We start from the raw sequence: 21919 nt of genomic DNA, 5'->3' as shown, positions 1-21919 counted from the left end.
AAACCCGCATGCGCGGGCAATTAACTGACGTGTGTGTTAAACGAAAAATACCTGGTAGTCTTTTTTGACCGGTTCGGGGTTAAGAGCCATTAACGTAACGGCGTTGAATGTGGCCATAAGAGGGTCAATTTTCCCCTTCCCGCTGGCCTGTTTGGTGATGAGTATGGCGTTGCCTTTCGGCTCCACACGGGCGTTTCCTACGCACCATGCCATCAGAAGCTGACCACCATGAAGCAGAACACCCTCAGCCAGCTTTCGCTCGGTAGTCTTAATGGCGCCGCCGAGTTTCCAGCCCTGGCTGACCCCGGTTACAGCCTCATCAGGAATGCCTGCCTCACTGAGCGCATCAAGAATTTGCCCTACCTCAGAGGGGTCAATCCCGATTTTGTCCAGCAGTTCGGCTTCATAAATCCGGCTGACGTACTCTGCAACTTGCTCAACATCCTCGCCTACCCGCTTAACGATCGTCAGGTCACCGGCCCCCTCAAAATCCTTTAATTTTGAAATTTCGCTCTTTCGCCTTTCCAGGGCGATGGTATGTGCCCATGCATGGCACCAGCATAACCACTCGCGCGTCTGGCGATCGCGCCCGATAACAGCCAGGCCGAGAAGGTCATCGAGACCACCGCCATCGATACCAACGGTGACCACCTCAGCACGGCGCAAAATATCGTCAAAAGTGACGCGCCTTGCCTGTTGCTCCCAGAAATCTGCCCCTGACCATCTGTCAGCGCGCAGGGCGAGACCGATTTCAACGTTGGCGTGCTTGGACATAAAGCCACGGAAGTCTTCTTCCCCGGCCTCTTTCGCTTTGTTGTATTCGCGGTAAAGAAACTGCTCGTCAACGGAGTAACCCAGGTTGGGGTTAACCATCGCGAGGTTATCCAGAAGAAGATGCTCTCCGCTGGCAACCATTTCCGGTGGATGCTCAAATATCACCGGAAGAAAATGCGGGTCGTGAATTTTTCCGTCGCGAACATCACGGGCGTACTGTAACTTTTTCTTAAACACGCCAGCCGGCGGTTCGTTGGACTGCGTGGTTGTGTACATCACAAAGCCTTCAGGTCGTGATGCCATGCCACCGACTGCCTCACGCAGCATATCTTCGGAGTTATGTTGCTTACCAAAAAGCCACAACTCGTCAATGAGCGTGCCGACAGATTTAATCCCCGAAACGGTGTTGGGGTCGGCAGCCACCACTTTCAGCGTCGTGTCCGTTCCCCTGTGGGTGATTGTCCTGATGTGTGTCTGCACCTGGCAGAGGTCATCCAGATCATCATCCCGCTTTACCATGTCACGCGCCGGGTTAAAAGCGTTTGTCGCCACCTCTACGGTCGGGGCGATGATGGTGTACCCGGCAGCCTGACGCCAGTTAAGCAGCAACGCCGTCATCATGATCCCGGCGGCCAGCGTAGACTTGGAGTTTTTTTTGGGGATGAGCACAAACACTTCTGTAATGTGCCTGCGGCCAGTTTCGGCATCATACGAGCCGAACAGCGCTGCAACGAGATCGAAAACCCACTGCGCGCAGGATTCACCGAACGTTGGCGATCCTGGAGCATCAACGATTTTCAGTTGCCTGAAAACGTTCAGAGCTATTTCTGCCTGCTCCGGGTAAATCGGTGCAGGAATAATAGACTGGCCTTTCTTCAGGCGCTCCGCCCAGTCAGGGCAGGCAGTTGTCCACTCTGGCATCATGTATTCCCGCGATTATTAACCACCAGTTTCGGCGGTTGCTGAATGGCAAACTTATTGGCCGCTTTTTTGGCAGCCTCAGCTTTTGCATCCTTCTTACCGCCCTCACCTTTCTTCTGATGCATATAAGGCAGCATGGCCTTTGCAGCATCTTTCCTGGTTTCGATTTCGTAACCAACGTTGTTCATAACCGATTTCAGGAAGTCGAGAGGGTCTTCATACTCACCGGCGGACGATGCCGCAGGAGGTCGTTTTTCTTCAGGAGTGTTTACTGCTGGGGTATAAACATTCCTGCGATACGCAGGTTCGTCATCCACCTCAACTTTTTCTCGTTTTTTCCGCTCAATAAACGCGATGACCTCCGGGTCTTTAGCAAGCTGCGACCCCTTGGAACGCGCGGATTTTTCAGAATATCCCGCCTTTATTGCCGCATCCTTCTGAGACATCCCGGACATCAGCGCGAGAGCATATTTCCGCTTCTGCGCTGTTAACATGTTTACACCCTCCAGAGGGGGATTTTTTCTGCGAATGAGAGGGGGCGAGGTGTCCAGGGCGATCGATGTTTACTCTGGATGATACCCCCCCGGGGTTGGCTGGACTCAAAGCCCTACAAATCCTGATGCCTGATCGCCTTCAGGCACCTCATGCTTCAGGGCCTGCTCATCAGGCTGACCGGTGGCAACTTCACGTGCAGACTTACCTGCGTGACATTCAGTGCAGAGCGTCCACAGGTTGTGCTCCGAGTTATCGCCTCCGAACTGAAGCGCAATACGGTGGTCGAGTTCACTGTCAGTCAAATCAACAACCCGATTACACATACAGCAGAGACCATTGTCACGCGCATAGATACGTCGCTTCAAACTCACCCTTGCACTTCCACTTATGCGGCGCTGCTCACCGTAGATCGGCTTTATGCGTCGCGTATCAATGGCTTTCAGGCGTGGCTTTAACGTTGTTAGCTTAGACATGCAACCTCCACGCCCGGCGGCGTTCTATACGTGGTGCTGAGTCCGGGTGACGCTCAACCGGCTCACCATCGGCATGGTCCACCAGCGAGTAACACGGATAAACCACCGCGCCGCCATAGGCATCCCCGACTGCATAGTCGGCTGGCTTACTGCTGTCCCATCGAGAAAGGACTCGTTCAATATGCTGAGGCGGTACGCTGTAGCACACGCCGTGTATAAGGCGCGGCAGCGTGATGAAGTCAGACCGTGTCTTGTCAGCAACAATCAGACGTTCGGCTACCTGCATCTGATACTGAGGTGGTCGGCCAGTGCCCAGGTAAAAACTCACCAGCGATTCCGGGAAGCGGTTAAGCCAGCTCGTGACTGAAGTGAAGAACAAGTCCACTGGCATCGCATCATCTTCAACAACAACTACCCGGCAAGGTTGCTCAGCAGCCCATTCAAGTGCGCGTCGGTGATTCCAGTTCGCGCCGTGGTTACCGTCATCAATCAGCAGATGAGCATCCAGCAGCGCAGCAAGACGTTGTGCATGTCCTAAGCGGGTGTGATGGCCGACCACCACAAACTTAATCTCTTCAGCCACCAGCGAATCTCCAATAAAAATGCCGCACGATGGCGGCTACTGTTTGAATATCAGGGTGTTGCTTCGCTTTAACCCTGGTTAAGGTAATCATTCAGCCCGTCAGTGGTGGGACACTGGCGCACTCAGCGCAGAGGGATGGCTGATTACCTCTGGATAAGGAAAACAATATGTCTAACATCAGATATATCGAAGGGCTAAAGCTTTCAACAACATGTGACACTCTGGAAGACGTAGCAACCGAGGTAACAGCACTTAAATTGGCCCTTGGTTTATTATTCGCGAGACTGCCTGATGCAGAAAAAAATAATCTTTTGATTGAGTTGACTCAATACGACTACCCAGCATTTCAAAAGCTATCTACTGAATTGAAGCAATTTATGCCGAAGTAATTTTAAGGGCCAGGCAACTGGCCTTTAGTCGAAATTTTGGAGCAAAAAATACAACCATTTTCTTGTCTTCACTCAGGCACATGTAAGATTTACCCATAATACATATCTCTATTATTTATGTTTCCACCACGCAGACTCCTTGCCGAAGCCATCAGTTTTAAAAACGGTATGGATGCGCGGGCCGGTAACGATGCGATCTCCGAAAGATTTTGCTGCCATACCGAAAGCGCCCATGTCCACCAGCGTGGCGGGTGCTGTCTCCATCTTCCAGAAACGGTGGCTTTCAATCAGGTAATGCTGTCGGATGATCCGGTGAGCAAACTCCATTACGTCTTCACGGCTGCCACCAAGCAGCCCAGCATTCAGCAGTGGTTCATCACGATACTGCTGAATGAAATCGCTATACGCTTTGCCGTGGTGATTTGCCTTCATCCATTCGTCGGCATACGTCTTGTGCTCTGAGCCAACGTAAATTTTACCCGGCTCCATTTCTGCCCAGGGCTCTCGCAACATTTCAACGTCAGTACCGTCCGTACACCAGACAAGGTGATACTCAGGGTGCGCACGAAGAAACTGATAGATGTGAAGCCAGCGAGCAAAGTAAGGGCTCATGTCCACCAGCGGGACTTCAACCAGATCAGCACCAGTTGGCGACTCTTTTAATTCGTCAGCCAGGACAATCGGCAACGCGCCGGATATTGAGTCCGCCCAAACCTGAAGAGCCCGCGGGTCGGGTTTCATTTTTCCGCCCCGCTGTGGGTCTGGCTGACTCGTAAGCAGCGTCGTAATCACCAGATTCGGATTGGTACTATATGAAGCGAATCCGGTATAACCACTATCCCGCCGGGCGTTGAATATTCCGACGTTTCGTTTCACCAGTGCTTCACGGTCAGGCCGGGGAATAGAGCGCGTCCCCTCTTCATGCTCATCCATGGAGTGAATCAGCTTTTCAGAGCCGACCACATCAGCGAACGCCCAGGTCGATAACCCGGCGTTGTGAATGCGCAGCGCCAGATCGGGATGCTCGTACATGCCGCGACCGTATACCCGATCGAAACCACCAACCTTCTCGATAGCGCTACGGTGGTAATACAGCATCACGCCGCGCTGCCCGGTGTAAGCGATGTGCTTATCATCCCGGTACAGGACCGCCATATCCTTCAGCTTATTCGTCCCTGCCAGATCGAGAAACTGGTAAGCAAGGTGCGGTTCGGGTGATTCGAGGTATGGCAAGTGCCAGTTATCAGCGATGGGCCAGGCGTCATCGTCCCAAAGGAAAAGATGTTCGCACCCGGCGTTCATCAGCGCGGTTAAGCTGGCGTTCTTAGAAGCAACAATGCCGAGTGATGTTTCATGGCGAAGCAGCTGCACGCCGTCAGGCACTACTGCGGCAGGTTTTGAACCATCATCGACTACCACTACCAGCGCGCCGGCTGGCAGGTGCCTCAGATGCTGTTCGAGAGAACGTTTTAAAACGTCTGCGCGCTGATGTGTCGAAATGGAAATGCCAATCCGTGACGCTGAAGCGCAGGCAGGCACAAACGGGACACCATCAATAGTGACCTGCATAATTTCTCCATCGGGGTTATTGACGCTGGATGATTACTCGCCCGTAAAACGATTGCCGCTTTACTTCGCCGTTCTCTGCCGTCATGTAACCGCGATTATCCAGCACGGCAGCAATCACCTCGCCTTTTTCATCATCAGCAGTGAAGACGTGCTTAACTTCAACGCCATCGATATAGACTTTATATCGTTCCCGAGCGAGATTAATTTTCCGCCCCGGATCGTCATCCAATACGGTGATACGCATACAACCTCCCGTCAGAATCCACGCTTCAATGAAGTCCAGATCGTACCGCCTGGCTGAAGATTCTTTTTCAGTTCCGCAGATACAACATCTGAAATCGCTTTTTCCATTTCAGGGTATAGCTTCACGCTGGTCTTAATTTCGGGACCGATGCCAACATTTATGGCATAACCTTTTCGCGGGTCCGTTTCAGTACGGCTCAGTTGAACCTTCTGGATGACGGCATCCTTGATAAAAACCTGCCCGTCCTTCATGGCAAACGGAGATGATTCTGCCATCGCCTTTTCGTCGGCTTTCTGCTTCCTGAGGCGCTTGATGTATTCCACCGCATCGCGGACTTCTTCATGGGTGAAGTTCCCTTCGACAGCTACCCAGCGTCCATCCAGAGATACTGCGTTTGTTTTTCCTGATTCGGGGTGCCCGAATACCTCAAAGTAGCGGCGGCATACCTCGTCAAGTGCGTCGGCAATAGTGTTCATTACCTGCTGGTCCGCACTAATTTTCATGCGAGGAAGTTGATAAATATCATTCAGCGCCTTGAATGCTGCGTCGCTGTTACGGATTTTGTCGTCCAGCTCATCAAGAGCCTTTTGTGCGTCTGAGGTGTCCAGCTCAACGCCAATGGTGATTGAGCTGCAATACTGCTTATCAACCGGCTTACCAAAGCGGGTGTCTGCCAGGTGCTTAATGGCAAACTCCTGCCCTTCAGCAGTCAGGAAGGTAAAGTAATTCTCTTTCTGATACTCCGTCGCGGTATGGCGTGTTTCAGCGAATCCCAGCTCTCGAAGCTCAGCAGCGCCTGATTTAGCTGGCAGGTCACCAGACTGAAGCGCGCCACGGAAAAACAGCGCATAAAGAACATCCGTCGCAGCGCCGGACAACGTAATGATTTTCTGACCCATGATTTATTTCCTTTTAGGCGTGAGCCTGTCGCACGGCAAGGCCGCCGAAAGTTAACGGTTTGCCCAGGCTCACAGCTGAAAGACTTTCTTTGATGTGCGCGTGCGATGCGCATAAAAAAAGCCACCAGCGGATGCCAATGGCTTGAATAGATGTGGTGGCGGGTGCTGATCTCCCGCTTTGCGGCTTAACGATCTAGGTCTGCGGTGCCACAAGAACGACCGGTCACGCCAATCAGCCTTGGCTACTCCCCCACAAATTCGACATTATCACAGGCACTCAGTGAATGCCTGCTGTAATGCCTTAGCCCAACTTAGCGCGCACCAGAGCATCTTTGGCTTCAAGCAGCTTGCGTAAGCCTGCTGACTTTTCCGCGCTGTCTGGCATGGTTTCGTCCATCAGTGCCGCGAGATCACCGATTGGCTTACTCACTTCTTGTAGGTGCGCAGGTAGATGCTGATACGCAAAATACTTCATGATTGGAGATGACATTATTTACCCTCGGTTAGTAAAAAGCCCCGCTATTGCGAGGCTCTGGTTTGTTTCTGGCAGTTAGCCTGCCACGTTTTGTTATGCGCCAGGATGTCTTTCTTCGTCTGGCGGTCCAGAACGTCAATATCGTGGTTTGTCAGATAGATAATCCGGCTCCACAGGCAGCCCGTATCAATCACCACCGGGGCGGGTGAAGTTTTCGCGCAGCTCGCGATCAACATCGTCATCAGGCATGTGATTAACAGTCTGCTGGACATTACTGGCCTCTTTAGTGACTTCCGCTTTACGTTCTGCCGCCGCAACGGTCGCCGCTGCATTCTCTTCGGTGCGCTGCTGGTTGGCTTTAGCCTCTGCTTTACTGGTGCCGCGAATATGGCCCAGGCCAAAGGCACCGGCGATAGCGGAAATCACCAGTGCGGCCAGCCCGATTATCGTTTCGATACCCACACTCACCTCACACCAGAACAGATTTCGCCAGGTTAAACAGCGCGCGGCGTTTATCCAGACCATTACGGCCGCCATTGATAAGCAGTGTCACGCGCTCAACGTCGCCGGAATGAAGCAGGCAACCGCGGGAGGCAAAGAACCATGCAGCTGAGCGCGCGGCGTATTCATCCTGTTCAAGCAGCTCCGGATGAGTAACAAGGTCAAGTTTTAGAGCGTGGCCACAACTGCGATAGTTGCTCAGGCCGGTAATCTGTTTCAGCCCGCGACCGCGATATTTCCAGCCATCACCAGCGACCTGATTTCCCAGGTGTTCTTTACCCCATTCACCGCCGTACACCAGATTGGCGATCGCTTTCTGGTTTGCCGGTTGCGCTGCCGTTCTGCCAAGTGCAGCGGCCTGCTGTGGAGTGATGCGGTGGCTGCCGAACGTCGGGACCAGGTTTTCAGCCGCATAATTAAGATTTTCCACCAGCCGGGTAAATCTCGTGCTTTCATGCCCCATCTGGGCAATAAACATCGCCTGATCAAGCGGTGCGGTTATACCGTATTCCTTCATAGCGGCGTCGATATGCGGAAACCAGCGCGCAGCTAACCCGGCGCTGATACCAGCCGCCTTCTGAAATTGTTGTTGGTTCATTAGTGCCTCAGTGCATCAACCAGGCGCGCCATGTTTCCCCGTGCCCAGAGAAGAGCTGCGCAAATCAGGACGTTCACCAGCACCACAAACCAGTGTGATTCGTGATACAGGCCAAACAGGTAACGGAAAGGGACGCTGGCGTAAACCAGCACCGTGAAATAAGCCATCAGCGATATCAGAGGGCGATGTCTCGCCCCGCCGCGCTGGTAGAACATCAGTGCAATAACGATAACAGCAGAGATAATTGCGTTTGCCATTGCACTCGGATCACTTGTTACCATTGCTGGTCCCTCCTCCACGCAAGCGAGAGAGAATTCCAAACAGGCTACCCAAATCCTGACTATTGACGAACGTCAGCAGCTTAATAGCAATAGCGGCTACGATTACCGCGCCCAGCGCATCAAGTGGCCTGTCGCTATACCCCGTCCATTTGGAGAAGTAAGAGCCAAGCAGTGGAGCGCCGATAACGCCGAAGATGAAAGAGGTGATGAAGTAGCCCACCAACTTAAGGCGGCCGATATTAACCGCCGTAGCGACGTAGAACACCGCACCAGCGAATGCGCCAAATACCACACCGTAATCTATGCCGGTTGCCAGGCCGAACATGCTGGCTCCCATCAGACCACCAGCCGCTACCGTAGTGCCAGAAACAGGATCGGACATTTAGCCCCCTCTTATTGCCGTGAGTCCTCTCAGAACGAGGGGAAACAAAAAAGGCCGCCCGGAGGCAGCCCTTAAAATAAAAAACCCGCAGCAGTGGCGGGTTTATGTTTTGATTTGTTGCTCAGTACGCTTTACTGTCCCGAGCCTAGCACAATTTAAGCACTTTTTTGCTCACTCTGCAACTTAAATCTGTCGCTATTTGTGCCGAACGCGTCACAAAGTGGTGCGTAAAGGATCGATTCTGCAAGACTAACCCATGTATCAATGCGACGGCGGCACGTGATGAGGGTCCAGTCGGGGTGTTTTGAATTTAGCTCTTTAGCCATCTGGAGTTTGCTTTTACGCAGACGATGACGATCAACAATCACGCCATATAGCCCACGGTATTCTTCGTTCATAAGCACTGCGGCAATAACGCCGTCAATCTTTAGCCCCTCCTCGTCTGAGCAGAACGCCAGGCCAGTTTTGTTTTTACTGTCGAGAATTTCACGCAGGTATGCTTCCAGCTCGGGTTTAGTGATGCCGGATTTCTTCATGCGGCGCAGCGCATCGTTGATGGCGGATTTGGTTATTTTCCCGGATGCCAGCAGCTGGTTGAACATGTTTCCGCCCGAGCCACCACCGATATAAGACCAGCGGCCCCACATGCGGAGCTTTCCCTGTACCCAGATACTTTCGAGAGTGCGAAGGCGAACCAACTCGCCGGATTTGCCTACTTCTGAAGGATTGATCATTTGCGTCTCCACTTACGCCAGTACGCCGATTGCCAGCGCACGATCTAAAAACCGAAACAGCAGCGTTAACTGGTCGCCGTATTTCGCTTCAAATGCCACAGGATCAGCGTGTAACTCGTCGTGATGCGCTCTGCACAGCGGTATCACAAACAGGTCATGCGCCTTAGTACCCATTCCACCCTGCCCGTGGCCTATCAGGTGGTGGGGGTCGTCTGCTGGGTTATTGCAGCAACTGCACTGCTGCGACTTCACCCAGCGGGTGTATTTCTCGTTTTCCCAGCGTCGGCGCTTTGGCCTCAGCATGAAAGATTCCGGCGTTTCAGGATCGACCTTCACCGCCACTATCTTTTTTGCCTTCTCCTGAAAGATTTGCGTAGCCGGTAATGACGGGACAATGTCGCTTTCCCTCATCACTGAACTGTGCGGTTCTGGCTTGATTCTGAGTGCTTTACTCGCCACTGATTCAGGAACAAGGTCAGCCAGATCGTTACGTACCATCCACCAGCAGAACTCAGGAAGCGAAAGAGTGTGGTCAGCGCTGAAACCTAAATCAATATTTACCCTTTCCAGCAGCCATTTTACCAGGTTCTGCATGGCAATTCCTGCAAGTCTTTCAGTGGTTTGCTCACGTAAATGGTTATCACACGACCAGCAAAGACGAATGCTCCCCGGAGCGTGGCGCATAACCGTAAAGTCACTGGCATGCCAGTCAGTGTGAGGCCACTGACATTCAAATTTTCTCTCCAGCCAGGCATCAAGGCTACTCAATCCACCAGCTCGCTGAATGACCCTCTCGTTAACGAAAATAGCCTGCATGTTGGCATCGTCAGTAAGAGGCTGGTGGGCTTCAGGGATTAATCCAGATGGCAGATGCTGGATGGCTTCGGATGGTGGCTCAATAACTACCCTTCCCTGACGGAATAGCCAGAGCAGTTCTGTACCAGGGCGGAACAGAACCACCCCGGACATCGGCGCAATTTCAGGCGTCAGTATGGCTCTCACCCAATTCCCCCCATTGTTGGTTGATGCCTGGTTATCGATATTTCTACCCTTCCGCCATGCACTTTAGGTCCCCACTCCACCAGCATTCTCTGCACCTGGCTGTCATCCTCCCAAATGCCTGCGTGCGTGAGCGCGTCAAACAACGCCTTGTTGTAGTTGTCGATGTCGCGGCGGCGGGCATCTGGTGGAAAGAGAAGGATCTCCACCGCAGCTGGTGATGATGATGGTTTTGGAAGGCAACGCAGTTGCTCAATGATCGCAGCACATGCCGCGCTCTGGCATGCCCTGCCCTTCTCGCTGATAAGATGGCGGCCTTTTAACGGCCCCTTGTTTGGGGCTCGCCAGTAAGTGTTTACGCTCGGTGGGAACGGGAGCACCAGTTTCATAACGTCACTCCCTGTTTTTTCAGCCATTCAACAGCGTTATCTCTGGCCTTATCTCCACCGGATAGCAGGTCTTTGATGATCGTCACTGGATCTGCATCCCATTCCGTTTTGACGACGGTAATGCCCCTGGCAGCGCCAGGAGCAACAGTGATGTAACCTTTTTTCTTAAGCGACTTCACGTGCGCTACAGCAGCGTTCGGTGATGCGCAGCCAATTAATCCGGCAAGCTCCAGCATCGTAGGTGGGAAGCCTGCCTTTTCGATATGAACCTTGATAGCTTCAAACACTTCATTCTGACGCGGCGTTAATTCAGGTTTCATGCGGCGCGCTCCTGTTGTTTTTTCATGGGAACGGCAACTGCCGGTATAAGCTCAACAGCTGGTGATTCAGATTGATTTCCCCAGTGGTCCCAGCCAGGCGCACCGCAACGGCTGAATAGTTCGATGCGCGGGACGTCACCGTAAAGCTTCTCCAGACGGAAACGCGCCTCTGCTGGCTTCTGGCTGTGCTCACCGAGTGGGCTGTAAATAACCTGCTTGATGCTGGCGCACTTGCGTTCAAGTCCATTTCCCCTGGTGGCGATCAAGAGGTCTTCGGTATTGGCTCGGGTGTAGTTCCCGCCGTTCATGCGTGTTTGTACGTTCAGCAGGTCGAGGAAGTCGTAAAAATCCTCCACACACCCTGCCTGAAGTGCTTTGTTGATATGCTGCTCTGCCAGTGGGTTGAACTTAACCCAGGTAAAGCCCTTCATCGTGCGGACCTTAAAGCCCCACGCTTCAGCCAGTTCGATAGCCTCTCGGGTGTGCGTACCGGTGAACCACATAGCCAGAACTGCATCCTCGGCAGCCAGGTCCCAAACCGCGAGGCGTTTCATGTCGATAAGCTTCATCGTGCCGTAATGGTTATTTGCAGCGCCATTGCTGATGGTATTCCCGTATTCCCACGCAGGGTCGGCATAAATCAGTGAATATTTCATCAGACATTCCTCGCTCGGCCAGCCAGACACCATGCATCAGAGGGTGCTTTCACTTTCGGTGCCATGCTCAGGCAACGCTGCCGCTCAATCAGTATCTTCATTCGCTGCTCTTCGTTCTTGGAGCGATTGAAGGCATCCATCAGAACGGTGGCCGCACGCAGGTAGAGCCCTTTTTCAAACAGGTCCTGAGCCTTATCCATCATCGTGGTTACAGCTGGATTCGGCGCTTCTTCCTGTTCTGATACAGCGGGTGTATCTGCCCGGTTAATTTTTAGTGCAGAACGCCCCTCGCTAACGTCACCACCCGGTGCTTTGGCAAAATACTGGTAGCACTTGCCGTTATGCTGGCGGGTTGCGCGATTCAGTCTGACCAGATGACATACACCGCGCTGAACAGCGTGAACGTCGTATTGAGGCATCGAAGCTGCGATCTGTTTGTTCGTTAAACCAGGATTATCAGCGATAAATATTTGAATATCTTTCAGAAGGCTCATGAGTTCGCTCCTCTGAAGCCCGCCGGGACTTTGCTGTAGTCGGTATTCTGGAAGCTGGATTTGAAGATTCCATCCTCACGCTCCCACTTCCCGTTAACACGCGCTGGCCTTCCGGCATTCGCCCAGTTGGTAGCGGACTTCAGGTAAGCTGGAAACTTCGTTGGCTGGAAAAGCGTTTGTGGGCGCAGGTAGGCCGCCATTGTTAAATCGTCGCTCCACTTGGCGTTGCAGTAGTCCACCACCAGCGACAGCTCTTCAACGGTGAATCCCTCCCCGATGCGGGCGCGAATGTTTTGCAGCGAGGTTGTTGAAACCTGATAACGCGAACTGGTCACCTGGTTCAGGTGGGTTAAAACTTGTTTAGCCTGATCGGTAATCAACACATCACCGTCTGGTTGCGGCGCAACCGGACAAATAGGGTTTTTAATATCTGTAGTATTCTCTGTTGTATTCTCTGTAAGAACATCAGTGCAATTTGACCTGATGAGAGCGGTTCGTTTTGACCCGATGGAACGTTCCACTTTGACCTCTTCCATCGGTTCATTTTGACCTGATGGAAGAGTGCATTTTGAACTCTTCGATTTGGTCACTTTGACCTCATCTAAAAGCTCACTTTCGTAGTTAATCGTGTAATAGTTCGTCATGTCGCGCTGAGACTTATTCAACTGCTCAACTTTGAGTACGCCAAGGTTTTTCAGGCGGGTGAATGTGCGCTTCAGGGTGGATTCAGACCAGAACGGGAACTGCTCCAGCCACTGCTCATTGGTGTTGTAAATCCAGCGCACGCCGTCACGCTCCAGTCCGGAGGTGGTTTCTTTCAGCCAGTAATTAACCTGCTGCAACGCAATGGCCTCGTTCAGCCCAATGCTGTACGCAAGGTCAGGGTTAATCACTATCGGGCGGGATGGCATTAACAGGCTCATGATCGTCCTTTAACTCTGTAAATTTACGCTGGAATTGCTCAAGAGGGCTGAAGCACTCATGATCGTACCCTTCGCGAAGGTATATAACGCGTCGAGTCTCGGGCTCCCATCTGATGACGCGCACCGGGACGCCATAGTGATCTCTGAAACGCCGGTTAAGTTCTCGCATAGCGCTCTCCCCTTCCGACGCCAGACACCCACAATCGCCATAGCCCTGCTGTGGTTACATGGAACCCAGCGGCCTGATACCATGCGCTCATACCGAAACGACGAGGTTCCAACAACGGGAATACCACGGAGTTGCGGGAGACGGTTGTTTACCGTTAAACTGTTCATGCGTTAGTTTCTCCACTGATACGACACGCCAAGGGGCCCGGAGCTGCACACTCGCGGGCCTCACCCATTTCTGGAAGGCAATAAACACGGGAAATAAGGTTCAGGAATGTCATGAGAGTGACCCTGAACTGATATGCGATATCGTTAAGACTTTGCCACTCGCTCCGGTCAACTACGCCATCTTCGATATAATGACGGTATGCGTTGACCAGCTCACCTAGCCTCCCCACCAGCTCGGCCAGTTTCAGGCCAATCTCTTCGTTTTCATCATCTGGCACGGCGCCGGGAACGTGAATACCGTTATCAGTTTCACGAGAGAACGCGTCAGCGATATAACTCACGCTAGCAGCGCTCTGAAGCACCAGTGCCCAGCCCATTGGGAAGATCTGGTCACCACCAGCACGAAGGCGGTTAAAGAGTGAATTCTGGGTTTCGTCCAGAATCTCCGCCGCTTCAGCGTATCCGCCTGGCAAAGCGGCAATCGTCTTCCTGATTGCGCTCACCAGCCAGGCGGGCTGCTTCTCAACTTTCCATTCAGGTTCTTTACCCACGGTCATATCCTCCTTTCTGTGGTTACTGCTTGTGTTGAGAATTGTTAAATTTGCTGTAGAGAGAGGCGTCGTATTTCAACTTCCCGTTTGTAATTCTTTCGATGTAAAGAGCCTGTTTTTCTGGAATAACCTCTCCCCATTGACAAACGGCACTGTGAGTTACCCCTAAGGCAGCTGCGGTTTTAGAAATGCCGCCGTAGTAGTCGACGACTGTCCCTTTATGCATGGTTTGAATCCTCATTAGTTAGCATTCTTACATCGTATATGGACAGCATACTTACGTCAATAAAATGTAAGATTGCTAACGTGCATTCCGAGGAGATTATATGGATACCGTTGGCAGCAGACTGAGATTCAGAAGAAAGCAGAAAAAACTAACCCAGCGCGATGTCGCTGAGTGGGCTGGAGTAAGCGCGTCTGCTGTGACCCAGTGGGAAAGTGATTTAACTAAACTTTCTGGTGAAAACTTGATACTGGTGTGTAAGTGCCTTCAGTGTTCGCCGGAGTGGTTGGTTTTTGGTTCAGGCGATATCGAAAATGGCATTAACATCAACTTAATGTCTGCCAGAGAGGTCCCTCTGATATCCTGGGTGCAAGCTGGCAATTGGACTGAAGTAATTGGCAATCCAAGCAATGAGCAAGTTAAAACGACTCGCAAGCTTTCCGATTCAGCCTTTGCTTTGAGGGTTAAAGGGGATTCAATGACTTCCAGTCAGGAGTTGAGTATTCCTGAAGGTTCTATTGTAATTGTTGAGCCCGAGTTCGGCTTCGTGGATGAAGCAAACGGTAAAATTGTCGTGGCTCAAACGGTTTCTGGCGGTGAGGCGACCTTAAAAAAACTAGCGATAGATCCCCCTTTTTCGTACCTGATTCCACTAAATCCGGCGTTCAAACCCATTGAGGTGAACCAAGAAACCAATCTAATTGGTATAGTTAAGCAAATAATCATTGATCTTTAGACCAAGCCCAACCCTTACAAGCCCGCCGTTCGCGCGGGCTTTTTAGTACTCAAAAAACAATAGTAAGCAAACTTACAAAATTAACTTGACTGTAAATGTAAGACGTCTAATATTGAATCCATCAGCAGCGAACATTGTGAGTAATCAACATGAGCGAGCAATCAAAGGGTGTAGTTAGCTTAAAAGCTGGATTCATTTATCAGAAGGTAGGGGCTACCGAAGGAGAGCCAGTTATCGACGCAAGTGGAATGTCTGATGAGCAGATCTTTGGATGGATGGAGAAAAAGGTTGAGGCAGTAAGGCGGCTTCAGAGTCTGGTTCTCACTAAAGCCGAAATTGAAAAACAATTATCTATCCTGAATACACAAATTGAAGAGGCTACTGCGCAGAGTCGAATAGAAGTTTTTCGGCCAGATCAGGATCCCACTCCTCATCGATAAAATCAGTAAACGTAACTGGGTATCTCCCGGCAATCATTGTTGAAAAGTAGCTTTTAGCCTGACCCTCAAGAGATTCGAGTGATAGTTCATCGTGAAGTGCGATAAAAACATCTGAAAGGCTCATCGCGCGAATCTCTGACAGTGGCCAGTTATATTTCTGAAGAAGTTTGTGGTGGAGAGCTTTAGCGCCGGGGAGTTTGTTAATCGTGGTCTCATGCTTATTGCGATGTGCAGCAAGCAATAAGTCGAGGACGCACAGTTGAACGGCGCGATTAGTTACTTTAGATAATTCGTTAGAGTCAACAAAACCGATGGTTTTGATTTCTCTGATTTTTGCAATGTGCTGCTCCGTTGCGGAGTATAGGTGACCAAATCCGTTAATCATGAGCATTACCCTTCTTGGCTGTGTGAGAACTCCAAGAATACCACCGAGCCTGATGTGGTGAAAAGACAGGCAAAGTTTTGATTGCTGTGTGTAGTCTTGGCGGTCGGCAGTTTTGAATGTCCTTAATGTCGACCGCCCCTTTTACACAACTGAAAGCGCGTTCAGCGTTCAACTTGAGAGGCCGTAGTCGTTAAATCAACTCAGGAGAACGCGCTTCCAATTGTGGAGAAGCTAACTGGCGGTGGCAGCCGCCCGTTTCACTAAGTGCCCTGGCTGGGTGCTTACTAAAACGAACCCCCTTAATTTTTTGTCGCCAACCGGCGAGGGATTCGTGCAACCAAAATTCAGCGCTGTGCAGAGCGCTCATAACACGGAGAAACTATCCATGACGAACACACAGAACGTCACCGAGTTACAACCACGCATGACCAGAGAGCAGCTGATCGAGGCGGCACGTATCGCCGCTAAGTTCCTGCCAGTTGCATCAGCTCAGCTTATGAATGAGCTTGCTAACCGTCTCGATATCACCAGCGTCGCGCTTTGTGAAGCGATGGGCCAACGCAAGGCATTAATTGAAGCTTTAACCACCATAGCTAATTCGGAGCTGCTTGAAGGCGAAACTGTAGTTTGTGATTTTTCGTCTTTGGTTTCTGTGGCTGCTGGTGCATTACACAAGGCCTACAGCAGCCAATGCAAACAAGATATTGAAGGGGTCACCAACAATGGCTAACTCATTCAAGCAAATGACCCGTGACGGGACCATCAAGCGCACCGATACCGGGATGTTCATCAGCCTCGACCAAATCCATGTGCGGGAAGGTTTCAACAAACGCGAAGATGATGAACGTACCCGCCAGGCAGATGATGACCTTTTCAACTTTCTGATGAATGGTGGCTCCGTTCCCCCGCTGGAGGTTATCGCCCGTGATGAAGGTGGAGTGTGGGTTGTTGAAGGCCACCGTCGGCGTCGCTGCTATGCGCGCTGTGCAGAAGCTGGTAAGCCAGTAGACCGCATCCACATCATGCCGTTCAACGGTAGCGATGTTCAGCGCCTGGCGCGCATCATGACCAGTAATAACCAGCTTCCGCTATCCGATATGGAACAGGCAGCTGTTATTCAGGAGCTACATAACGCCTTTAACCAGACCACCAGCGAGATAGCAAAGCTGGTGAATAAGTCTGTGGCCACCGTCGAGAAGCTGCTGCTCCTCAGTACGGCGAACCATGACGTTCAGCAGGAGGTTAAATCCGGTGCTGTGTCAGTCGATGTCGCGGTTGATCGCGTTATGGAGTATGGCGAACAGGCCGGGAAAGTACTCCAACATGATAAAGCTGTAGCGGCTGCTCAGGGTAAATCGAAAGTAACCCGTAGCTCTATCGCGCCGGAGCTGAGTGTAAAGAACGCGCGCCGTTTCGTTGAGCTGATGGCTCAGGCCACGATCAGTGATGAAGGCGTCTTCACTCTTGAAGGGAGTGCACTGGCCGAGGCGCTGTCGATTATGGACGAACATAAAGCGATTGCCGAAGCGCGTGAAACTTACCGCCTGTCACAACCAGTCCCTGAAACTGAGATCAGAGGGAAAACTCTTTACGTCAGACTTGAAGGTAATGAGATCGGGAAAGCGCAAATCTATCGCGGTAAGAACGTCATCCTTAATGGGATTGTCACCAGCCAGTCAAAGGCAGTGGCCTACTTCGTTAAGCAACACAAATTGCAGCAGGAGCAAAATCATGACAGCCAATAAACCAATGACCGGCAAACAGCTGGATGAACTGATGACTATTGCAGTCAACATGCAACGAGACAGTGAAAAAGTGAGTGATCGACCTGCTGCTTTGTTCGCTTATGCAGTGCAGGTAGCTGTTCTGGAACTGCGTAAGGTTCGTAATGAAGCTGCGGCGCTGGCTGCGGAGAATGCGGGGATTAAAGCTGCGATTGACGCAACTATCAGATGGCAGCAATCAACCGATCCGGAGAATGTCGAAAGCGTTCGAATGCTGGTCGACGTTAAAACCCCAGCAACCGAAGTTATCCTGGCTGATGTAATGGCGCAGGGGGTGGAGATGTTCGCCAAAGAGATGCATGCAGATATCAGCGGTGATGATGCCCGCGAGTTCGCCGCCCAAATTCGCAAAGGAGCGCAGTCATGAGCAACCGTACAGACAAAAACGAAATCATCGTTTCACCAATCAATGACGATCGCCTGAAAACAGGCATGAACAGAACTCGTTCTGGTAGCACGCAGCTTTTTGGTGGCACTACCCACGAACCGGAAATCACGCTAACGCCCCCAGAAAAGCACCTTTACGCTCTGGAAGTGAGAGGCGTTTGGATGTGGGTTAATGGCTGCGGACACTGCAATCAGAACGGCGAAAAGATGTCGTATGTAGTTTGTGAAGAACACGACCGCTGCCAATGCTGCGGAGTTAACCGTAAAGACGCCATCACCATTCCACCCAGAAGTGAGCATGATATCGGTGGTGGTGTATGGGGTTCTCGTGATGCTAATGGTTTTTGGGGTTGGACATGCCATTTATGCCATGAAGCAGAAGAGGAAAAAATTCGCACTGAGGCTCTTGCGAGGGTTGAGAATAATTCGGATTACAACGAGTGGGATTACTTCAGCGAAGATGAGGCCAAATGCCCATGGTGCAATGCCAAAGTTGATACCGAGGAAAGTTATGACGCTGATGGCGACAAGCTAACCTGCGATGAATGCGGTCATTCCTTCACGCTTACCGCAGAACACACTGTAACGTGGACCACAAAACGTCAGGGAGATGCTCAATGAGCGGTCAAATTAAACCTTGCCCATTCTGCGGCAGCAAAGATGTAGAGGCATTCGCGCAGTACGAAGAGGATTGCCCTTACCAGTCGGCAATTGTTCGCTGCCATTCTTGCGACGCGCAGTCTGCTCAGATGGTTGGAGCGAACAAAATCAACATGGCGATTGCTGCATGGAATAAACGTGTAGGGGAGGCCGCCCAATGAGCAACATCGACAAACGCGCATTACGTAAAGCCGCCGAAAAACATGGAGATGACGACATTCTGGCGCTGCTGGATGAGCTGGAAGCCAAAGACAAGCGGGTTGCTGAGCTGGAGGCGCGGGAGGTGAAGTTGCCTAAGCCCATTAGTGTTTTACATCGTCGAGATTTCATGGATGCGCACCGGTCTATCTATGCATATCCAGAGGCGGAAGTTAATGCTGCTTTAGCCGATGCTGGCATCAACGTCGCCGCAGCCGCTAAAGGAGAGTGATATGGCTAACTTGCTCGACTTACTCGGCATAGATTCACGGCGCAGCTGCATGACACTTGTTGAGTACAAATATGACACTGACACGCGGGACAGGTTTTCAAAGTATCTCGTAAGGCACACATCCAGCGTTAGCAAAACAACCCTAGAGCAATACGTTACTATCGATCGCGATCGCTATGGTGCATTCAAACCCGTTGTCGCATTGGACGATTTCCCCAGCGGACTAAGCGACAGGGAATCAATGCTTAAACTGGCTGACTGGCTGCATCGCCTTGGCGTAGCGATTGAAGATGAATGGAGCAACCCATGACATTAACCAAAGAATGGCTCCTGAAGACCATCGCGGAGCTTGAAGAAGAGCGCGATGCAACTCCCGGCGCAGTAAACGAAGACGCGGCCATGGCGCTTGAGGCGATGAAGATTGCTCTGGCATCGCTACTTTATGGTAAAGCAGAACAAACAAACTACCGCGCTATCGTTGAGCGGATAGCTGAAATAATTCATGGCAAAGTTATGGATATCGATCTGCTTACGGTAACAGTTAAGAGCATGAAGGATAAATTGCAGAAATAAACACCGGGTGCAGCCGGTTAAGTGGAGAGAAACGCATGGGGCAGTTAGTAACACTTCATGAGTGGGCATCTGGTCCTAATGGATTCAAATATCCATTAAGCAACTCAGCATTAAACAAAATAGCAAAGACCAAGCAGACTTATCCGCCAGCCTTAAAGCAAGGTCGACGCTGGGTTATAGATGAAGATGCTCGTTTTGTTGGCATGGTTGGCAGTGTTGATATTTCTTCATCATTATCAGACAAGGCCCGCCAGTTAGTGGAGAAAGCAATAAATGGCAGCTCGCCCCAGAAAACATAATGTCAAAATACCCAACCTTTACTGTAAATTAGATAAGCGTACTTCAAAAATATATTGGCAATATCGCCACCCTGTAACAGGTTCATTTATTGGATTCGGAACAGATGATGAAGCGGCAAAAGCTGCTGCAATCGAGATGAACCGTATAACCGCAGAACAAGAAACTCAGCAATCATATGCCCTGATTGATATGGCAATGAAGAACTCAGGCAAAAAGGATCAAGGCATACGTGTTTCTGAGTGGATTAAAAAATACATAGAAATTCAGATGGATAGGCTGCGCGACGGGGAGATAAAAAAACCTACTGTAAAATCCAGACGATTATGTTCTCAGATCCTCGCAGACAGAGTTCCAAACCTTCGCCTGAAAGATGTAGATACAAGACTCATTGCAAAAATAATTGATGAGTATAAGGCAGAGGGAAAGCACAGAATGGGCCAACTGATAAGAAGCGTACTAAACGACGTGTTCAAAGAGGCCCAGCATGCTGGCGAGGTTGATCCTGGCTACAACCCAGCCTTGGCTGTAAAAAATCCCATTGCCAAAGTGAAACGAAGCAGACTTAGCATTGAACAATGGAAGTTGATTTTTGAAAGCGCAGGCTCTTTGCCGCCTTGCGCTCAAAATTCTATGCTTCTGGCTTTAGTAACAGGGCAAAGAATAGGTGACATAGTTGAAATGAAATTTAGTGACATTTGGGATAACCACCTTCATGTTACCCAAAATAAAACCGGAATGAAGTTAGCTATCCCCTTAAATTTAAGGTGCGATGCAATCGGATTGACTCTGGCTGATGTTATCCGTAAGTGTCGCGATAGAGTAGTGAGTCCTTATCTGATACATCACGTTAAGCATCACGCTTACGGTAAAGCAGGATCTCACGTTCCCGAAAAAACAATATCAAGATATTTCAAGGAGGCAAGAGATAAAGCAAATATTACCTGGCCAAAGGATTGCACTGCCCTCCCGCCGTTTCATGAACAGCGCTCGCTTTCATCAAGAACATACAAAGCTCAGGGTATAGATGTCAAAACTCTTTTAGGGCATAAAACCGAAGCAATGAGCGTAATGTATGGAGATGACCGTGGTCTAGAATGGAAAAAAGTTGTGATTTAGACAGGGGGTTTTGGAGAATTATTTTGGGGATGTTTTGGGGAGGGATTTTTATTAATTAGATTCAGTCACTTACATTTTAGCGAATTGCTCCAGAAACAGTCGTCCACCAGCAACGCATGACCCAACAGCCAGCGCACCCGCTGGCTGTTTTCTTTCAGCCCTCTCCGTCCCGTGCTAATGTAGCAAGCTACGTATTGGCAAATCACAGGTGAAATCGTTATGTCTGATGACGTGATCGGGACGACGACCCATCAGCGGCTAATCAGCTTATTAACCGAGCAGGAGGCGCGCTTTCGCGTGGTGGCGCATGAGGCCGTTGGGAAATGCGAAGCGGTCAGTGAAATTCGCGGGACCGATCTCCGGCAGGGTGCAAAAGCACTGGTCTGCAAGGTAAAAGGCAACGGTGTTAAGAAACATATTCTGGCAATCCTCGCCGCCGATCGGCAGGCCGATCTGAGCCTTCTGGCCAGTCATTTCGGTGGGCTAAAGGCCTCTCTCGCCAGTCCGGCTGAAGTGGATGCGCTTACCGGCTGCGTCTTCGGCGCCATTCCCCCCTTCAGCTTTCATCCGGATCTGACGCTGGTCGCCGATCCGCTGCTGTTTGAGCGCTTCGATGAGATCGCCTTTAACGCCGGCCTGCTGGAAAAGTCGGTGATTATGGACACCCAGGACTATCTGCGTATCGCCCGTCCTGAACTGGTGACGTTCCGTAAACAATAAATACTGCGGCTGGCTAACGGTCAGCCGTTTTCCAGCAGCAGCACGGAAGCAATCAAAATAATGGCGATAATAAAAAACGATGAGGAGATAATCAGCGTTTCGACAAACATAGGATCGTTCATGATGCCCTCTGCTTTGCCCATTTGCCTCTTTTTTACCCCCGCACAATGACAGTTAAA

Annotated in this window: 38 protein-coding genes; 13 read left to right on the top strand and 25 right to left on the bottom strand. The window is 50.9% G+C overall.

The annotated features are described in order from the left end of the window. Positions 1-36 precede the first annotated feature (36 nt). The 4 genes from O1721_RS13045 to O1721_RS13030 all read right to left on the bottom strand — a co-directional run bounded on the left by O1721_RS13045 (position 37) and on the right by O1721_RS13030 (position 3249). On the bottom strand, positions 37-1698 hold the full coding sequence (locus O1721_RS13045) for a terminase large subunit (protein ID WP_087654008.1): 1662 nt from the start codon (positions 1696-1698) through the stop codon (positions 37-39). Further along, the gene (locus O1721_RS13040; RefSeq protein ID WP_000954404.1) at positions 1695-2189 is read right to left on the bottom strand and encodes a terminase small subunit; all 495 of its coding nucleotides are present in this window, start codon (positions 2187-2189) and stop codon (positions 1695-1697) included. The genes O1721_RS13045 and O1721_RS13040 overlap by 4 nt, the downstream gene beginning before the upstream one ends. A gap of 105 nt (positions 2190-2294) precedes the next feature. Then, positions 2295-2663: an HNH endonuclease gene (locus tag O1721_RS13035; RefSeq protein ID WP_032648734.1), complete on the bottom strand. Its 369-nt coding sequence runs from the start codon at positions 2661-2663 to the stop codon at positions 2295-2297. After that, a complete protein-coding gene (locus O1721_RS13030) occupies positions 2656-3249 on the bottom strand; it encodes a hypothetical protein (RefSeq protein WP_032648736.1) in 594 nt (197 codons plus the stop codon). Before O1721_RS13030 ends, O1721_RS13035 begins: the two co-directional genes overlap by 8 nt. Positions 3250-3413: 164 nt before the next feature. On the opposite strand from O1721_RS13030, the gene O1721_RS13025 reads away from it, so the two are divergent. Continuing rightward, the gene (locus O1721_RS13025) at positions 3414-3635 is read left to right on the top strand and encodes a hypothetical protein (RefSeq protein WP_032648738.1); all 222 of its coding nucleotides are present in this window, start codon (positions 3414-3416) and stop codon (positions 3633-3635) included. Between the two features lie 111 nt (positions 3636-3746). Here O1721_RS13025 and O1721_RS13020 read toward each other — a convergent pair whose 3' ends face one another. The 19 genes from O1721_RS13020 to O1721_RS12930 all read right to left on the bottom strand — a co-directional run bounded on the left by O1721_RS13020 (position 3747) and on the right by O1721_RS12930 (position 14212). Next, the gene (locus O1721_RS13020) at positions 3747-5204 is read right to left on the bottom strand and encodes a glycosyltransferase family 2 protein (protein ID WP_032668519.1); all 1458 of its coding nucleotides are present in this window, start codon (positions 5202-5204) and stop codon (positions 3747-3749) included. Positions 5205-5220: 16 nt separating this feature from the next. Next, a complete protein-coding gene (locus O1721_RS13015; protein ID WP_032667396.1) occupies positions 5221-5448 on the bottom strand; it encodes a hypothetical protein in 228 nt (75 codons plus the stop codon). Positions 5449-5459: 11 nt separating this feature from the next. Then, on the bottom strand, positions 5460-6347 hold the full coding sequence (locus tag O1721_RS13010; protein WP_432465058.1) for a hypothetical protein: 888 nt from the start codon (positions 6345-6347) through the stop codon (positions 5460-5462). A 301-nt stretch (positions 6348-6648) separates the two neighbouring features. Then, positions 6649-6837 carry a hypothetical protein gene (locus tag O1721_RS13005; protein ID WP_047719375.1) on the bottom strand — a complete coding sequence of 63 codons (189 nt, stop codon included), beginning with the start codon at positions 6835-6837 and terminating at the stop codon, positions 6649-6651. Positions 6838-6866: 29 nt separating this feature from the next. After that, the gene (locus O1721_RS13000) at positions 6867-7058 is read right to left on the bottom strand and encodes a hypothetical protein (protein ID WP_047719374.1); all 192 of its coding nucleotides are present in this window, start codon (positions 7056-7058) and stop codon (positions 6867-6869) included. Then, positions 7009-7284, bottom strand: coding sequence for a hypothetical protein (locus O1721_RS12995; protein ID WP_074128402.1), 276 nt, complete (start codon positions 7282-7284; stop codon positions 7009-7011). The genes O1721_RS13000 and O1721_RS12995 overlap by 50 nt, the downstream gene beginning before the upstream one ends. Positions 7285-7291: 7 nt before the next feature. Further along, positions 7292-7921, bottom strand: a complete 630-nt coding sequence (locus O1721_RS12990) for a glycoside hydrolase family 19 protein (RefSeq protein ID WP_032668767.1) — start codon at positions 7919-7921, stop codon at positions 7292-7294. After that, the gene (locus O1721_RS12985) at positions 7921-8202 is read right to left on the bottom strand and encodes a phage holin family protein (protein WP_032668766.1); all 282 of its coding nucleotides are present in this window, start codon (positions 8200-8202) and stop codon (positions 7921-7923) included. The genes O1721_RS12990 and O1721_RS12985 overlap by 1 nt, the downstream gene beginning before the upstream one ends. After that, the gene (locus O1721_RS12980) at positions 8189-8584 is read right to left on the bottom strand and encodes a phage holin family protein (RefSeq protein ID WP_032668765.1); all 396 of its coding nucleotides are present in this window, start codon (positions 8582-8584) and stop codon (positions 8189-8191) included. Before O1721_RS12980 ends, O1721_RS12985 begins: the two co-directional genes overlap by 14 nt. A gap of 155 nt (positions 8585-8739) precedes the next feature. Beyond that, entirely contained in the window at positions 8740-9318 is a 579-nt protein-coding gene (locus O1721_RS12975) for a DUF1133 family protein (RefSeq protein ID WP_032668764.1), read from the bottom strand. Between the two features lie 12 nt (positions 9319-9330). Beyond that, on the bottom strand, positions 9331-10320 hold the full coding sequence (locus tag O1721_RS12970; protein ID WP_032668763.1) for a DUF968 domain-containing protein: 990 nt from the start codon (positions 10318-10320) through the stop codon (positions 9331-9333). After that, a complete protein-coding gene (locus tag O1721_RS12965; protein ID WP_126498266.1) occupies positions 10317-10706 on the bottom strand; it encodes a RusA family crossover junction endodeoxyribonuclease in 390 nt (129 codons plus the stop codon). Before O1721_RS12965 ends, O1721_RS12970 begins: the two co-directional genes overlap by 4 nt. After that, positions 10703-11026: a LexA family protein gene (locus tag O1721_RS12960; RefSeq protein ID WP_032668762.1), complete on the bottom strand. Its 324-nt coding sequence runs from the start codon at positions 11024-11026 to the stop codon at positions 10703-10705. The genes O1721_RS12965 and O1721_RS12960 overlap by 4 nt, the downstream gene beginning before the upstream one ends. After that, positions 11023-11682 carry an MT-A70 family methyltransferase gene (locus O1721_RS12955; RefSeq protein ID WP_032668761.1) on the bottom strand — a complete coding sequence of 220 codons (660 nt, stop codon included), beginning with the start codon at positions 11680-11682 and terminating at the stop codon, positions 11023-11025. The genes O1721_RS12960 and O1721_RS12955 overlap by 4 nt, the downstream gene beginning before the upstream one ends. Beyond that, positions 11682-12176 (bottom strand): hypothetical protein, encoded by a 495-nt coding sequence (locus O1721_RS12950; protein ID WP_032668760.1) that lies wholly within the window; start codon positions 12174-12176, stop codon positions 11682-11684. The genes O1721_RS12955 and O1721_RS12950 overlap by 1 nt, the downstream gene beginning before the upstream one ends. Continuing rightward, on the bottom strand, positions 12173-13099 hold the full coding sequence (locus O1721_RS12945) for a conserved phage C-terminal domain-containing protein (protein ID WP_032668759.1): 927 nt from the start codon (positions 13097-13099) through the stop codon (positions 12173-12175). Before O1721_RS12945 ends, O1721_RS12950 begins: the two co-directional genes overlap by 4 nt. Then, positions 13062-13268 carry a DUF4222 domain-containing protein gene (locus tag O1721_RS12940; protein ID WP_044703888.1) on the bottom strand — a complete coding sequence of 69 codons (207 nt, stop codon included), beginning with the start codon at positions 13266-13268 and terminating at the stop codon, positions 13062-13064. Before O1721_RS12940 ends, O1721_RS12945 begins: the two co-directional genes overlap by 38 nt. Positions 13269-13431: 163 nt before the next feature. Continuing rightward, on the bottom strand, positions 13432-13986 hold the full coding sequence (locus tag O1721_RS12935) for a YmfL family putative regulatory protein (protein ID WP_032668784.1): 555 nt from the start codon (positions 13984-13986) through the stop codon (positions 13432-13434). Positions 13987-14008: 22 nt separating this feature from the next. Further along, positions 14009-14212 carry a Cro/CI family transcriptional regulator gene (locus O1721_RS12930; RefSeq protein WP_032668783.1) on the bottom strand — a complete coding sequence of 68 codons (204 nt, stop codon included), beginning with the start codon at positions 14210-14212 and terminating at the stop codon, positions 14009-14011. 100 nt (positions 14213-14312) lie between these two features. On the opposite strand from O1721_RS12930, the gene O1721_RS12925 reads away from it, so the two are divergent. Continuing rightward, positions 14313-14945, top strand: a complete 633-nt coding sequence (locus O1721_RS12925) for a LexA family protein (RefSeq protein ID WP_032668758.1) — start codon at positions 14313-14315, stop codon at positions 14943-14945. Between the two features lie 378 nt (positions 14946-15323). Here O1721_RS12925 and O1721_RS12920 read toward each other — a convergent pair whose 3' ends face one another. Further along, complete coding sequence (locus tag O1721_RS12920) at positions 15324-15770, bottom strand: ECs1072 family phage-associated protein (protein ID WP_159425653.1); 447 nt, start codon at positions 15768-15770, stop codon at positions 15324-15326. A 385-nt stretch (positions 15771-16155) separates the two neighbouring features. On the opposite strand from O1721_RS12920, the gene O1721_RS12915 reads away from it, so the two are divergent. The 11 genes from O1721_RS12915 (at position 16156) to O1721_RS12865 (ending at position 21740) form a co-directional block, all read left to right on the top strand. Beyond that, entirely contained in the window at positions 16156-16500 is a 345-nt protein-coding gene (locus tag O1721_RS12915) for a hypothetical protein (RefSeq protein WP_225990899.1), read from the top strand. Then, positions 16493-17515 carry a chromosome partitioning protein ParB gene (locus O1721_RS12910; protein ID WP_032668756.1) on the top strand — a complete coding sequence of 341 codons (1023 nt, stop codon included), beginning with the start codon at positions 16493-16495 and terminating at the stop codon, positions 17513-17515. Before O1721_RS12915 ends, O1721_RS12910 begins: the two co-directional genes overlap by 8 nt. Continuing rightward, positions 17502-17921, top strand: coding sequence for a hypothetical protein (locus O1721_RS12905; protein WP_050594993.1), 420 nt, complete (start codon positions 17502-17504; stop codon positions 17919-17921). The genes O1721_RS12910 and O1721_RS12905 overlap by 14 nt, the downstream gene beginning before the upstream one ends. Next, entirely contained in the window at positions 17918-18562 is a 645-nt protein-coding gene (locus O1721_RS12900; RefSeq protein ID WP_050594992.1) for a hypothetical protein, read from the top strand. Before O1721_RS12905 ends, O1721_RS12900 begins: the two co-directional genes overlap by 4 nt. Beyond that, positions 18559-18762, top strand: coding sequence for a Lar family restriction alleviation protein (locus O1721_RS12895; RefSeq protein ID WP_032668755.1), 204 nt, complete (start codon positions 18559-18561; stop codon positions 18760-18762). Before O1721_RS12900 ends, O1721_RS12895 begins: the two co-directional genes overlap by 4 nt. Beyond that, the gene (locus tag O1721_RS12890; protein WP_050594991.1) at positions 18759-19031 is read left to right on the top strand and encodes an ead/Ea22-like family protein; all 273 of its coding nucleotides are present in this window, start codon (positions 18759-18761) and stop codon (positions 19029-19031) included. Before O1721_RS12895 ends, O1721_RS12890 begins: the two co-directional genes overlap by 4 nt. Position 19032: 1 nt before the next feature. Then, positions 19033-19341, top strand: coding sequence for a hypothetical protein (locus tag O1721_RS12885; protein ID WP_032668754.1), 309 nt, complete (start codon positions 19033-19035; stop codon positions 19339-19341). Beyond that, a complete protein-coding gene (locus tag O1721_RS12880) occupies positions 19338-19604 on the top strand; it encodes a hypothetical protein (protein ID WP_032668753.1) in 267 nt (88 codons plus the stop codon). Before O1721_RS12885 ends, O1721_RS12880 begins: the two co-directional genes overlap by 4 nt. A 35-nt stretch (positions 19605-19639) precedes the next feature. Next, positions 19640-19903, top strand: a complete 264-nt coding sequence (locus tag O1721_RS12875) for an excisionase (RefSeq protein ID WP_022650818.1) — start codon at positions 19640-19642, stop codon at positions 19901-19903. Beyond that, positions 19878-21020 carry a phage integrase Arm DNA-binding domain-containing protein gene (locus O1721_RS12870; protein WP_032668752.1) on the top strand — a complete coding sequence of 381 codons (1143 nt, stop codon included), beginning with the start codon at positions 19878-19880 and terminating at the stop codon, positions 21018-21020. Before O1721_RS12875 ends, O1721_RS12870 begins: the two co-directional genes overlap by 26 nt. A 219-nt stretch (positions 21021-21239) precedes the next feature. Next, positions 21240-21740 carry a YbaK/prolyl-tRNA synthetase associated domain-containing protein gene (locus O1721_RS12865; protein WP_015570783.1) on the top strand — a complete coding sequence of 167 codons (501 nt, stop codon included), beginning with the start codon at positions 21240-21242 and terminating at the stop codon, positions 21738-21740. Between the two features lie 20 nt (positions 21741-21760). Here O1721_RS12865 and yoaI read toward each other — a convergent pair whose 3' ends face one another. After that, positions 21761-21862, bottom strand: coding sequence for a small membrane protein YoaI (gene yoaI / locus O1721_RS12860; RefSeq protein WP_017384693.1), 102 nt, complete (start codon positions 21860-21862; stop codon positions 21761-21763). Between the last annotated feature and the right edge of the window lie 57 nt (positions 21863-21919).

The organism is Enterobacter cloacae complex sp. HYC033_NIDB (genome assembly GCF_056673335.1).
Note: the sequence above shows the minus strand (reverse complement) of the source record. Positions and strands in the feature narration are given on the sequence as shown.